12 protein-coding genes are annotated in these 13482 nt (G+C 65.5%); 1 reads left to right on the top strand and 11 read right to left on the bottom strand.

Annotated features, from left to right (window positions below):
* Window positions 1-87 precede the first annotated feature (87 nt).
* The 10 genes from pyrF to ACZI8R_RS01915 form a co-directional block, all read right to left on the bottom strand.
* Window positions 88-918: an orotidine-5'-phosphate decarboxylase gene (gene pyrF / locus ACZI8R_RS01960; protein ID WP_463377865.1), complete on the bottom strand. Its 831-nt coding sequence runs from the start codon at window positions 916-918 to the stop codon at window positions 88-90.
* Window positions 915-4259: a carbamoyl-phosphate synthase large subunit gene (gene carB / locus ACZI8R_RS01955; protein WP_463377864.1), complete on the bottom strand. Its 3345-nt coding sequence runs from the start codon at window positions 4257-4259 to the stop codon at window positions 915-917. The genes pyrF and carB overlap by 4 nt, the downstream gene beginning before the upstream one ends.
* Entirely contained in the window at window positions 4259-5428 is a 1170-nt protein-coding gene (gene carA / locus ACZI8R_RS01950) for a glutamine-hydrolyzing carbamoyl-phosphate synthase small subunit (RefSeq protein ID WP_463378196.1), read from the bottom strand. Before carA ends, carB begins: the two co-directional genes overlap by 1 nt.
* A gap of 29 nt (window positions 5429-5457) precedes the next feature.
* Window positions 5458-6027, bottom strand: a complete 570-nt coding sequence (locus ACZI8R_RS01945) for a PH-like domain-containing protein (protein ID WP_463377863.1) — start codon at window positions 6025-6027, stop codon at window positions 5458-5460.
* Between the two features lie 5 nt (window positions 6028-6032).
* Complete coding sequence (locus tag ACZI8R_RS01940; protein ID WP_463377862.1) at window positions 6033-7349, bottom strand: dihydroorotase; 1317 nt, start codon at window positions 7347-7349, stop codon at window positions 6033-6035.
* Between the two features lie 32 nt (window positions 7350-7381).
* Window positions 7382-8326: an aspartate carbamoyltransferase catalytic subunit gene (locus tag ACZI8R_RS01935; RefSeq protein ID WP_463377861.1), complete on the bottom strand. Its 945-nt coding sequence runs from the start codon at window positions 8324-8326 to the stop codon at window positions 7382-7384.
* Window positions 8323-8934: a bifunctional pyr operon transcriptional regulator/uracil phosphoribosyltransferase PyrR gene (gene pyrR / locus ACZI8R_RS01930; RefSeq protein ID WP_463377860.1), complete on the bottom strand. Its 612-nt coding sequence runs from the start codon at window positions 8932-8934 to the stop codon at window positions 8323-8325. The genes ACZI8R_RS01935 and pyrR overlap by 4 nt, the downstream gene beginning before the upstream one ends.
* 196 nt (window positions 8935-9130) lie before the next feature.
* Window positions 9131-9640, bottom strand: coding sequence for a transcription antitermination factor NusB (gene nusB, locus ACZI8R_RS01925; RefSeq protein ID WP_463377859.1), 510 nt, complete (start codon window positions 9638-9640; stop codon window positions 9131-9133).
* Window positions 9641-10204 (bottom strand): elongation factor P, encoded by a 564-nt coding sequence (gene efp, locus ACZI8R_RS01920; RefSeq protein ID WP_463377858.1) that lies wholly within the window; start codon window positions 10202-10204, stop codon window positions 9641-9643.
* A 40-nt stretch (window positions 10205-10244) separates the two neighbouring features.
* A complete protein-coding gene (locus ACZI8R_RS01915; RefSeq protein WP_463377857.1) occupies window positions 10245-11339 on the bottom strand; it encodes an aminopeptidase P family protein in 1095 nt (364 codons plus the stop codon).
* Window positions 11340-11466: 127 nt separating this feature from the next.
* On the opposite strand from ACZI8R_RS01915, the gene ACZI8R_RS01910 reads away from it, so the two are divergent.
* Entirely contained in the window at window positions 11467-12243 is a 777-nt protein-coding gene (locus tag ACZI8R_RS01910) for a B-4DMT family transporter (RefSeq protein ID WP_463377856.1), read from the top strand.
* Window positions 12244-12331: 88 nt separating this feature from the next.
* Here ACZI8R_RS01910 and aroB read toward each other — a convergent pair whose 3' ends face one another.
* Entirely contained in the window at window positions 12332-13441 is a 1110-nt protein-coding gene (gene aroB, locus ACZI8R_RS01905) for a 3-dehydroquinate synthase (protein WP_463377855.1), read from the bottom strand.
* Window positions 13442-13482 lie beyond the last annotated feature (41 nt).

Below are 13482 nucleotides of genomic sequence, written 5' to 3'. Positions count from 1 at the left end.
TGGTTAACCAGCGGCGATAGCGACCGTACTCAGGCTTGGCGCCGATTGCGAACCCACCCCCCAAGGTCAGACGCGGATTCGGGTGGGCTATGCGAGTCCGGCTTCGATCTCGTCGCGAACCTTCATCACAGACTCACGGAGCGATTCCACCGAGGGGCCGTGGCGGAGAACTCCGCGAGATGTGTTGGGAAGCAACAGCTCTCGTGAATGCGGAAAAATATCCGCGAGGTCGGCGACGGTCGCGCCCTGGGCGCCGAGACCGGGCGCAAGAATCGGTCCGGAAAATTTCGACAAATCCAAGCCGTGTCCGCGTGTCGCGCCCACCACCAGCCCTGCAATGTCCGGTTCACCCGCGTTGACCGCCGCCGATTCGTCGACGATCGACTGCGCGACGGCCACTCCGGAGGCGGTCTGGGCCTGTTGAACGACGCCGCCCTCGGGATTCGAGGTGCGGGCGAGCACGAACAGGCCACGGTGGTTCTCTCGCGCCAGCGAGAGCGCAGGTTCCAGCGACCCGTACCCGAGGTAGGGCGAGACGGTCACGGCGTCCGCAGCCAGCGGTGCGCCGTCACCCAGCCACGACTGCGCGTATGCCGCCATGGTCGAGCCGATGTCGCCACGCTTGGCGTCCGCCACCACCAAGGTGCCGGCATCGCGAAGCACCGAGATCGTGCGTTCGAGGACCGCGTACCCAGCGGACCCGTAGGCCTCGAAGAAGGCCACCTGAGGCTTGACGAGGGCCACCTCGCCGACGAACGCCTCGACACAGATCTCGGCGAAGGTTTCGAGGCCGTCGGCCGACAGCGGCAGGCCCCAGGCCTGCATCAGCTCGGGATGCGGATCGATCCCCACGCACAGGCGGCCCCGGTGGGCAACGGCGCCACGCAGCCGCTGCCCCCAGGTATGCCCTGCCGTCACGACTTCGCGGCCTTCACCGGCTCGCGCAGTCGCGCATGCAGGTCCTGCAGCGACTGGACACCGATGTCCCCTCGGATGGCCGCCTCGATGCCCTGTACGGCTGCGGAAGCACCCTGCACGGTGGTCACACACGGAATGGTCGCCGACACTGCGGCGCTGCGAATCTCGTAGCCGTCCACGCGTGGACCGGAGTTGCCGTACGGAGTGTTGATCACCATGTCCACCTCGCCGTCACGAATCTGTTCGACGATGGTGCGGGCACCTTCCTCGAGTTCCTCGCCGGAGTGCTTGTGCACCTGCTCGCACGCGATTCCGTTGCGTCGGAGCACGTCCGCCGTGCCCTCGGTCGCAAGAATCGTGAATCCGAGATCCGCGAGACGCTTGACGGGGAAGATCAGTGAGCGCTTGTCCTTGTTCGCGACGGAGACGAAGACGGACCCGGAGGTCGGCAGCGACCCGTAGGCAGCAGCCTGACTCTTGGCGAAAGCGGTGCCGAAGTCGGCGTCGATTCCCATGACCTCGCCCGTCGACTTCATCTCGGGGCTCAGCAGCGTGTCGACACCGGTGCCGTCGGCACGCCGGAACCGGTTGAACGGAAGAACCGCTTCCTTCACCGCAACCGGTGCGCCCTGGGGCACGGTTCCACCGTCACCCTCGGCCGGCAGCAGCCCGCTCGCACGAAGATCCGCAATACTCTCGCCCAGCATGACCCGTGCACACGCCTTGGCCAGCTGCACCGCCGTCGCCTTCGACACGAAGGGCACCGTGCGGCTCGCACGCGGGTTCGCCTCGAGCACGTAGAGAACGTCGTCCTTGAGCGCGTACTGCACGTTCAGCAGCCCCTTGACTCCGATGCCCTTGGCGAGCGCCTCCGTCGAGCGACGGACGTTCTCGATGTCCGCCCTGCCCAATGTGATGGGCGGCAAGGCACAAGCCGAGTCGCCGGAGTGGATACCGGCCTCCTCGATGTGCTCCATGATCCCACCGAGGTACACCTCTGTTCCGTCGCACAGGGCGTCGACGTCGATCTCGATGGCGTCTTCGAGGAAGCGATCGACCAGCACCGGGCGGTCGTCGGAGATCTCGGTCGCGCGCGAGATGTAGCTCTCGAGAGAGGGCTCGTCGTAGACGATCTCCATGCCGCGGCCACCGAGCACGTACGACGGGCGAACCAGCACCGGGTAGCCGATCCGGCTCGCGATGTCGCGCGCACCCTCGAACGAGGTCGCGGTACCGAACTTCGGCGCCGGCAGGCCGGCCTCCACCAGCACCTTGCCGAACTCACCGCGATCCTCGGCCAGGTCGATGGCCTCCGGGCTGGTACCGACGATCGGGACACCCGCGTTCTGCAGCGCGTGCGCGAGGCCGAGGGGTGTCTGACCACCCAACTGCACGATCACGCCTGCCACGGTTCCGGACTCCGACTCGGCCCGGTAGACCTCGAGTACGTCCTCGAAGGTCAGCGGCTCGAAGTACAGCCGATCGGCGGTGTCGTAGTCGGTGGATACCGTTTCGGGGTTGCAGTTGACCATGACGGTCTCGTACCCGGCCTCGGACAACGTCTGCGCAGCATGGACGCACGAGTAGTCGAACTCGATGCCCTGTCCGATGCGGTTCGGTCCGGAACCGAGGATCAGCACCTTCGGGCGCTCGGCCTGCGGTGCGACCTCGGACTCTGCCTCGGGGTCGAGCTCGTACGTCGAGTAGTGGTACGGCGTCTTGGCCTCGAACTCGGCAGCGCAGGTGTCGACCGTCTTGTAGACCGGGTGCACGCCGAGCGACTCGCGCAGCGCACGAACTGCCGATTCGGAACCCAGCTCCGGGCGCAACACGGCCAACTGACGGTCCGACAGACCGTGGTGCTTCGCGCGACGCAGCAGCTCCTCCGACATGTCGCCGGCGTCCCGGATCCGCTCCCCCAGTTCGTGGATCTGCTCGAACTGATCGAGGAACCAGGGGTCGATCGCGGTGGCCTCGAAGAGCTGCTCGACGGTGGCGCCGAGTGTCAGAGCCCGCTCGATGCCGTACAGCCGACCGTCGTGCGGCGTACGCAGCGACTCGAGCACCTCTCCGAGGTCGCCCTCGACAGGAGCACCCGTCCAGAATCCCGACTTCTTGGTCTCGAGCGAACGCATCACCTTGCCGAGCGCCTCGGTGAAGTTTCGGCCGATCGACATGGCCTCACCGACGGACTTCATCGTCGTCGTCAGTGTGCCGTCCGCACCCGGGAACTTCTCGAACGCGAACCGAGGCGCCTTCACGACCACGTAGTCGAGAGTCGGCTCGAAGCAGGCCGGGGTCTCCTTGGTGATGTCGTTGACGATCTCGTCGAGCGTGTAGCCGATGGCCAACTTCGCCGCCATCTTGGCGATCGGGTAGCCGGTCGCCTTGGACGCCAGGGCCGACGACCGCGACACGCGCGGATTCATCTCGATGACGACGAGGCGCCCGTCGGTCGGATCCATGGCGAACTGAATGTTGCAACCGCCGGTGTCGACACCGACCTCACGCAGGATGTCGATGGAGAGGTCCCGCATGGCCTGGTACTCGCGGTCGGTCAATGTCATCGCCGGAGCCACGGTCACGGAGTCGCCGGTGTGCACGCCCACCGGGTCTACGTTCTCGATCGAGCAAACGATCACGACGTTGTCGCGCCCGTCGCGCATCAACTCGAGCTCGTACTCCTTCCAGCCGAGGATCGACTCCTCGATGAGCACGTTGGCCGTGGGCGACGCAGCCAGGCCGCCGCCCGCGATCCGGTCGAGGTCGGTGTCGTCGTAGGCCATACCCGAACCGAGGCCGCCCATCGTGAACGACGGACGCACGACCACCGGGAATCCGAGTTCCGACACCGTGTCCCGCACTTCGTCCATGGTGTAGCAGACCCGTGAACGTGCCGATTCGCCACCGACCTTCGCGACGATGTCCTTGAATTTCTGCCGATCCTCACCGCGCTGGATGGCTTCGAAGTCGGCGCCGATCAGTTCGACATCGTACTTCTCGAGAATTCCCTGCTCGTGCAGATCGACCGCGGTGTTGAGTGCCGTCTGCCCACCGAGCGTCGCGAGCACCGCGTCGATCGGGTGGCCTTTCTCGGCCTCGAGCGCGATGACCTTCTCTACGAATTCGGCGGTGATCGGCTCGACGTAGGTGGCGTCGGCGAACTCGGGGTCGGTCATGATCGTCGCCGGGTTGGAGTTCACGAGGCTGACGCGCAGCCCCTCCTCGCGCAGCACCCGGCACGCCTGCGTTCCCGAGTAGTCGAATTCGCAGGCCTGACCGATCACGATCGGACCGGATCCGATCACCAGGATGTGCGAGAGATCTTCACGACGTGGCATTACTTCTTCTCTCCCTCGAGCAGGCTGGCGAAACGATCGAACAGGTAGGCGGCGTCATGGGGGCCCGCCGCCGCCTCCGGGTGGTACTGGACCGAGAACGCGCTGCCGTCGAGCAGACGGACGCCCTCGACGGTTCCGTCGTTGGCGCAGGTATGGCTGACGACGCCCCTCCCGAAGGGGGTGTCGAATTCCTGACCGGCCTCACCTTCCAGCGCGAAGCCGTGGTTCTGGGCCGTGATCGCGATCCTGCCGGACTCGTGCTCGACCACCGGAATGTTGATGCCGCGGTGTCCGAACTTCATCTTGTAGGTGCTGAGCCCGAGTGCGCGGCCGAGGATCTGGTTGCCGAAGCAGATGCCGAACAATGGCAGCCCCTTGCCCAGGATCTCCTTCGTCAGGTGGACCGCACCGTCCGCGGTGGCCGGGTCGCCGGGTCCGTTGGACAGGAAGACACCGTCCGCCTTCAGGTCCACGATCTGTTCGAGGGTCGCGTTCGACGGGAGGACGTGTACTCGAACACCTCGCTCGGCGAACATTCTCGGGGTGTTCGTCTTGATACCCAGATCGATGGCAGCGACGGTGAACCGAGCCTCTCCCCCGGCCGGCTCCACGACGTACCCGCTGCTCGTGGTCACTTCGCCGGCAAGATCGGCGCCGAGCATCGACGGCTGCTGACGTACCCGATCGACCAACGTCTCGGTATCGATCGCGTCTCCCGTCCAGGCGATCGCGTCACCGGAGAACACTCCGGCACGCATCGACCCGCGTGATCGGAGATGCCGGACGAGGGCCCGCGTGTCGATCTCGGCGATTCCGACCACGTTCTGACGCACGAGCTCGTCCTGCAGCGAACCGGTGGCTCGCCAGCTCGAAGTGCGGCGTGACGGGTCGCGGACCACGAAACCGGCGACCCAGATCTTCGCCTCCGCGCTGCTTCCGGTAGGACCGACCGATTCGTCGTCCTCCTGATTCCAGCCGGTGTTGCCGATCTGCGGCGCCGTCGAGACCACGATCTGGCGGTGATAGCTCGGGTCGGTGAGCGTTTCCTGATACCCGGTCATTCCCGTGCTGAACACGGCCTCGCCGAGGGTCTGTCCTGATGCTCCGAACGTGGTTCCCCGGAACGTCCGTCCGTCTTCGAGGACGAGGACCGCCGGTCCCGTACCCATCGGGGTGCTCGTTGTCGTCGCTGCGCCGCTCACGCACTCTCTCCGTTCTGCTCGACCTGGCCCGAGCCGGTCGCATTCGATGAATCTTCAGTGTCGGTGCTGATGTCTTTGTCGGCGCTCCCGGCGTCCCGAACCCAATTCGGATACACCGACTTGTCGTCGGCACGAAAACCGGTGTCCACCTCGGTTCCGGTGGGCAATTCCCATCGGATGACGAGCACGCCGTCCTTGGTCATGACCTTGCCCGCGAGGCCTCGCTCCGTGCGCACCGCTCGAATCGACGACTCCGGAATCCAGATCGGGGTGGCGCCGTCGCGTTCGAGCAGGATCCCGGCGGTGTATCGGACGATCTCACCGGCAGCACGGAAACCGAGGTCCCCCACTGCGATCCGGTCCTGCCAGCTCGGTGCGATGGTGCTGCCGACGTACAAACCGGTGACCGGAGCCACCGTCTGCTCGCCCAGCTCGTTCGGCACCGGCGGCAGGTCGCCGATGCGATCGGTCTGACGGCGTGCGCGTCCACGCCAACCCCAATACATCAATCCGATGACCGCCACCCAGAAGATGGCGAGTCCGATGACCCACAACGCTCGATCCATGTCGATCACGCTCCTTCGCGTTGCTGCGCGACGCCGTCGCGAGCGGTGATTCGTCCGCGCAGAAGCGTGGCGGTGACCTTGCCGGGCAGCGTCATCGATTCGAACGGTGTGTTGGATGCAATGCTCGCGAGGTCCGGCCCGTGGACCGTCCACTCCGCGTCGGGATCGACCAGCACCAGATTGGCGGGTTCGCCCACGGCCAACGGCCGGCCTTGATCCTCGAGACCGACGATCTCCGCGGGCCGCTCGCTCATGACCCGTGCGACGCCGCGCCAGTCGAGCAGTCCTGGACGCACCATCGTCTCGACGATGATCGACAGTGCAGTCTCGAGCCCCAGCATGCCGGGACGCGCAGCGGCGAACTCACAGCATTTGTCCTGCTCGGCATGCGGTGCGTGATCGGTCGCGACACAGTCGATCGTGCCTTCGGCCAGGCCGCGGCGCAGCGCCTCGACGTCGCTCTTCTCGCGGAGCGGCGGATTGACCTTGTTCACGGCGTCGTACGTCTCGAGTCGCGAGTCGTCGAGCAGCAGATGATGCGGGGTAACTTCCGCGCTGATCGAAATACCCTGCGTCCTGGCCCATTTCACCAGCTCGACCGTGCCTGCAGTCGAAGCGTGGCAGATGTGCACGCGTGCACCGGCGTCACGCGCGAGGAGAGCATCACGCGCCACGATGGACTCCTCGGCGGCTCTGGGCCACCCCGCGAGACCCAGTCGGGCAGCTGTGGGCCCCTCGTGAGCGACCGCACCCACCGTCAGTCGCGGCTCCTCCGCATGCTGCGCGATGAGCACACCCAGTGAACTCGAGTACTCGAGAGCGCGACGCATGATGAGCGGGTCGTGCACGCAATGACCGTCGTCGGAGAACATGCGGACGCGGCCGACTCCCCCGGCCATCGTCGCCATCTCGGCGAGTTGCTTGCCTTCGAGTCCCACCGTCACCGCACCGACCGGATGTACGTCGACCAGTCCGACTTCCTGGCCACGCCGCCAGACGTGGTCGGTCACCACGACCGAGTCCGCGACCGGACTCGTGTTGGCCATCGCGAACACCGCTGTGTAGCCCCCGATCGCGGCGGCCGCCGAGCCGGAGTCCACCGTCTCGGTGTCCTCACGTCCCGGCTCACGCAAGTGGGTGTGCATATCAACGAAGCCGGGCAGCAGAACCTGCCGGTCACCCGCGACGATCTGGGCATCCGACGCCGAGAGTTCGGCGCCGATCTCGGTGATCACGCCGCCGCGGACCAACACATCGGTCGGCTCGCCCTCTCCGTACAGCAGTACGTTCCGAATCAACACGGCAGAACTTCGATCAGCCACCCACACATCTCCTGTTTCAGTGTCCCCGCTGGTCATCCGGCCACATCCTCCGAGCCCACGAGCAGACCGAACAGCACGGCCATGCGCATGTGCACGCCGTTGGTCACCTGCTGAAGGACCGCAGTGCGGGACGAATCGGCCACCGCGGACGCAATTTCCATACCCCGCAGCATCGGTCCCGGATGCAGCACCACCGCGTGCTCGGGAAGCAAAGCCATACGACGCTCGGACAACCCGTAGTTGATCGAGTACTCACGCTGGGAGGGGAAGAATCCACCGTTCATACGCTCGGCCTGGACCCGCAGCACGAGCACCGCGTCCAGCCCGGGAAGTTCCGCATCCAGCGAGTGGGCCACCGTCACCGGCCACGTCGACACACCCACCGGCAGAAGAGTCGGCGGCGCTACCAGGACGACCTCCGCACCGAGCATCGACAGCAACAAGGCGTTCGAGCGCGCCACTCGACTGTGCAGAATGTCGCCGACGATCGCGACTCGTTTGCCCTCGATGTCTCCGAGCCGCTGACGCAACGTGAGCGCGTCGAGCAGAGCCTGGGTCGGGTGTTCGTGCGTTCCGTCACCCGCGTTGATCACGGCAGGGCCACCGTCTTCGTGCGCACCCGTCCACGCGGCGATCTGGTGCGCGGCGCCGGAGGCCGGATGCCGAACGATCAGCGCGTCCGCACCAGCGGCACGCAGGGTCATCGCGGTGTCGCGCAGGGACTCGCCCTTCGACACCGACGAACTGGAGGCGCTGACGTTGATGACATCCGCGCTCATCCATTTGCCGGCAACTTCGAACGACACCCTCGTTCGTGTCGAGTTCTCGAAGAACACGGTCATCACGGTGCGCCCGCGCAGCGTGGGCAGTTTGCGCACCTCACGCCCGAGAAGGGCCTGTTCGAATCTCTCCGCCTCGTCGAGAAGACCGATCGCGCTTTCCTTGTTCAGGTCGGCGATCGACAGCAGATGCTTCACAGGTGCTTTCCCCCGGAGATCATGACCGCATCGCGGCCGTCGTGTTCTTCGAGGAGCACATTCACGTCCTCGCTACGGGCGGTGGGTACGTTCTTGCCGACGTAGTCGGCCCGAAGCGGAAGCTCCCGATGGCCGCGGTCGACGAGCACTGCGAGCTGCACGGCCTTGGGTCGACCCAGATCCCGCAAGGCATCCAGCGCAGACCGCACGGTGCGCCCTGAGAACAGCACGTCGTCGACCAGCACGACCAGTGCGTTGTCCACACCGCCTTCGGGCACCGAGGTGCGCTCGAGCGGGCGGTGCGGCTTGTTCCGCAAGTCGTCGCGGTAGAGCGTGATGTCGAGTGATCCGGTTGCCGGCCGCACACCGGAGAATTCCTCGATCCGGTCGCACAATCTGTGCGCAAGGGTGGTGCCACGGGTGGGAATGCCGATGAGAACGACGCGCGCACTCTCTCCGTCCACCGAATCGAGCGCAGTCTTCTCGATGATCTGATGCGCGATACGGGCGATGGTGCGACTGACGTCGGCAGCAGACAGCAGCTCACGGGCAGGCTGTTGCGCGGACGATGATTCGTCGACGGGGCGAGACCCTTCGGGTTCGCTCATTCAACGACCTCCTTCTCCGCCTCACGGGACGGATCGTTAAAGGATGTCTGACGACCACACTTTATCAGCGGTTCACAGGCGAGCCGAACACCTTGCCCGTGACCGTGCGCACATCGGAACGGCGTACCGACCCCGGATACGAGAACGCACCGAACACCGGTGCGGTGTTCGGTGCGATGCCGGATGTGTGAGGGCGCTATTCGGCCGACTCGGAACTCTCCGTGGACTCGTCCGACGGACGCGACGAGGTGGCCGCTGCGGCGGAACGTACCTGGGGCGCCACCAGCACGACCTGGCCGAGAACACCGTTCACGAAGCCGGGCGAATCGTCGGTGGACAGTTGCTTCGCCAACTCGACCGCCTCGTCGACGGCCACCACGGGTGGCACGTCGACAGCATGGAAGAGTTCCCACACCGCGATTCGCAGAATCGCGCGATCGACGGCGGGAAGACGTTCGAGCGTCCAGTCCTGCAGGTGTGACGCGATGACCTGGTCCAACCGGTCGAGATTCTCGGCCACGCCGCTTACCACGGTCACCGTGTACGACGGCACGGGTGCGACGGTGTCGTCCTTGCCGGCGAGCTCGGCCCGCTCCGACGCAAGGTTCACCGGATCGAGGTCACGCGCCTCGGCCTCGAAGAGAAAGTCGACCGCCCGCTTGCGCGCCTTGTGGCGGGCACCGAGCTTCTTATGCGTACCGGACACTCAGGAATTCACACGCCCGAGGTAGTTGCCGTCACGCGAATCGACCTTCAACTTGTCACCGGTGTTGATGAACAGCGGCACCTGGATCTCGGCATCCGTCTCGAGAATCGCGGGCTTGGTTCCACCGGTCGAGCGGTCACCCTGCAGGCCCGGATCGGTCTGCTTGACGACGAGTTCGACCGTCACGGGGAGCTCGACGAACAGCGGGATCTCCTCGTGAACGGCGACCTGGACGCCCATGTTCTCGAGCATGAACTTCGCTCCGTCACCGACGACCGCCGAGGACACCGGAATCTGATCGAAGGTCTCGCCGTCCATGAACACGAAGTCCGAACCGTCGTGGTACAGGTACGTCATGTCACGGCGATCGACTGTCGCGGTCTCCACCTTGACGCCGGCGTTGAACGTCTTGTCCACGGTCTTGCCGGACACGACGTTCTTGAGCTTCGTCCGCACGAAAGCAGGGCCCTTGCCCGGCTTGACGTGCTGGAACTCGATGATCGCCCACAGCTGTCCTTCGATCTTCAGGACAAGGCCGTTCTTGAAATCGCTGGTTGAAGCCACTTGCTTCGCGTCTCCTCAGATACGTTCGGTTCGAAACCGTCTAGACGACAGTCAGGTCTTTGGTGGTGAGAGTGAGCAACTCCGGACCCTGCTCACGAACCACGAGCGTGTCCTCGATCCGCACACCTCCGCGACCGGAGAAGTACACGCCCGGCTCGACGGTCACCGCCGCACCGCACAGAAGTGTACCGGTGCCCAGCTGGCCGATTCCGGGTGCTTCGTGGATTTCGAGTCCTACCCCGTGCCCGAGACCGTGCAGAAACAACTCGCCGTAGCCCGCATCCTCGATGACACGACGGGCAGCGGCGTCCACCGAAGCCACTTCCACGCCGGGCGTCAACGCCGCCCGGCCCGCTGCCTGAGAGCGGGCTACCAGGTCGTACACCTCGCGTTGCCAGTCGGCAGCCCTGTCCAGGACGAACGTGCGCGTCATGTCCGAGTGATAGCCACCGACCTCGGCACCGAAATCCATTTTGACGAAGTCACCCGTCGCGAGCACCGCATCGGTCGGCCGATGGTGCGGAACAGCCGAATTGGCGCCGCAGGCCACGATCGTCTCGAACGAGATGCCGTCCGCCCCGTGGTCGAGCATGAGGGCCTCGAGTCGACGACCCACCTCGCGTTCGGTGAGTCCGGGGCGCAGGCCACCTTCCTCGACGAGGGCGGCGAGCGCTGCATCTGCGGCAGCGCATGCAGAGCGCAACAGCCCGATCTCGTGTTCGTCCTTCACTATCCGCAACTGCTCGACGAGTCCCGAGGTGGCGACCAGTCGAAGTGCCGGCGCAGCGTCGGTCCACGCAGCATGTTGCGCGACCGTCACGACGTGACTCTCGAACCCGAGGTCCGGCGCGTCGGCAGATTCGACCAGACGTCGTGCACTCGCCCGATCGATCTCGGCGCGCAGATCCGGCACCTGCTCCCCCACCTGGGTCAGATAGCGCCCGTCGGTACAGATGACGGTGGCCCCCTCACTGTCGGCACCGTCACGAGCATCCACCAGAAGGGCTGCGTTCGAGCCGGTGAAGCCGGTCAGATATCGAATGTTCAGGAGGTCGGTGACCAGGAGGGTCGATATTCCCTCCGAGGTCAACGAGGCGCGCAGCGCTGCGCGACGAGCAGCATGGTCGACTGGCATGGCGTCCAACCTACCGCCCCGGCGACAGCGCCCGCGTCGGTACGAGCCGACCTCGCCGGGCCACCCGGAGGGGGCTACCTGTGGGGTAGAGCACATACCGCCCGAGCCGTCTGGCTACGCTGTGCCCATGAATGCGTGGGTGGTGCGCGGCCTCGGGATGGCCCTGATACATATTGTCCTCCGTACGATTCTCGGGATCGCGATCACTCAGTGGCCGCTGCACGGAAGTGCCCTGAGGATGGTCGCACTGGTGCTCGTCGTGCTCGCCGCGCTGCTGTGGGGCTGGTTCGACGCGGTGCGGGATCGTCGAAAGAACCCTGACCCCGACCACGGCGCAGACCTCACGATGAGGTGGTTGAAGGCGGCGGTTCTCGGTGGCCTGGTGGCCGGGCTCGGTAGCTGGCTGGTCAATCTCGTCCCCGACTTCAATGTCACCCAGAATCCTCTGTTCTTCGAACTGACCTCCGGTGCTGCGTTCACCGTGTTGCTGATCTTCGTTCCCACGATGCTGGCGATCGGCGTGACCCGCTTGCTGCAGAACCGCAACGACTCCGAAGACTCGGACGACGACGGTAAGAACAGTGCGAAGGCAAAGACTGCTGCCGCCGCGGCCCCGGCGGCGGTGGCCAGTCGTCCGGCCTCGGACTCGGGGCTCGGCAGTGAGGTTCTCAGCCTGGATCAGCAGCACGACGGCTCAGCGGCCGAGGAGTACACCGGCTCCGATTACACCGGCAGCGACTACCCGGCCGGTGAGGAGTACGGGAACGGCGATGCTGATGCCGATACGACGGTGTTCGATGCCGTGCCCGCCAGCTACCGCGAGGACACGTCGGACCTCGACCTGGACCAGAATGCGAGCACGTCCCAGTTCACCGACCCGGACGACCTTCGTAAGCAGGACTGACTCGCAACAGAAAGGCGGGGCGCGGTTTCCTTCGAAACCGCGCCCCGCCTTTCTGTTCGTTCAGTATTTCACCGCGCGGGCATCCGCCTCAGAGCAGGACGGCACCGCCGGGTGTCGGCTCGTCCCGTGCGATCGCCGAATACGCGGCCACCAACAGCGACGGGTCCGGCCCTTCGAGCCGGCCGGGCTTTCCGAGCCCATCCAGAACAACGAAACGCAGCAAGCCTGCTCGGTTCTTCTTGTCGGTCTGCATGCCCTCGAGCAGCTGCGAGAACGCATCGCCGTCGTAGGTGGTCGGAAGGCCCACCGCCTCGAGAATGCTTCTGTGCCGCGTAGCCGTCTCGTCGTCGAGACGGCCCGCAAGTCGACCGAGTTCCGCCGCGAACACGAGTCCGACGGAGACGGCTGCACCGTGACGCCACCGGTACCGCTCTCGCCGCTCGATTGCGTGACCCATGGTGTGGCCGTAGTTGAGGATCTCCCGCAGATCGGACTCGCGCAGGTCGGCAGCGACCACTTTCGCCTTCACCTCCACCGACCGCTGAATCAGTTCGGGTAGCACCGTGCCCGCCGGATCGAGGGCTGCCTCGGGATCCTGCTCGATCAGATCGAGGATGACCGGGTCAGCGATGAATCCGGTCTTGATGACCTCCGCCATGCCCGCCACGATCTCGTTGCGCGGGACCGTCTCCAACGTCGCGAGGTCCACGAACACCGCAGAAGGTTCGTGGAAGGACCCGACCAGGTTCTTGCCCGCCTCGGTGTTGATTCCGGTCTTCCCACCAACCGCGGCATCCACCATCGCCAACAACGTGGTGGGGACGTGAACCACTCGAACGCCACGCATCCAGGTGGCTGCCACGAAGCCGGTGAGGTCCGTTGCGGCTCCGCCACCGAGACTGACGATTGCATCGCTTCGGGTCAGACCGATCCGCCCGAGCACCTCCCAGCAGAACCCCGCCACAGCGAGGTCCTTGCCGTCCTCGGCATCCGGGATCTCGATACGGTGAGCGTCGATCCCTTTTTCTGCCAACGCCTCCCGCACGGCTTCGGCAGTGGCGGCAAGTGGCGGCTGGTGAAAGATCGCCACCGTACGTGTACCGGCGAGCTCGTCGACGAGGTCGCCCAGCAGGCCTCGCCCGATCACGACCGGGTAGGGATCGGCCGTACGTACTTCAACGCGTACCGGTTCGGTCACTTCGTTCTGCTCCGCTCCGTCGTCACCCGACTGCTCATAGA

It is taken from the genome of Rhodococcus huquni, from assembly GCF_055231055.1.
The sequence above is the reverse complement of the archived record's forward strand: the minus strand, read 5'-3'. Positions and strand labels throughout refer to the sequence as shown.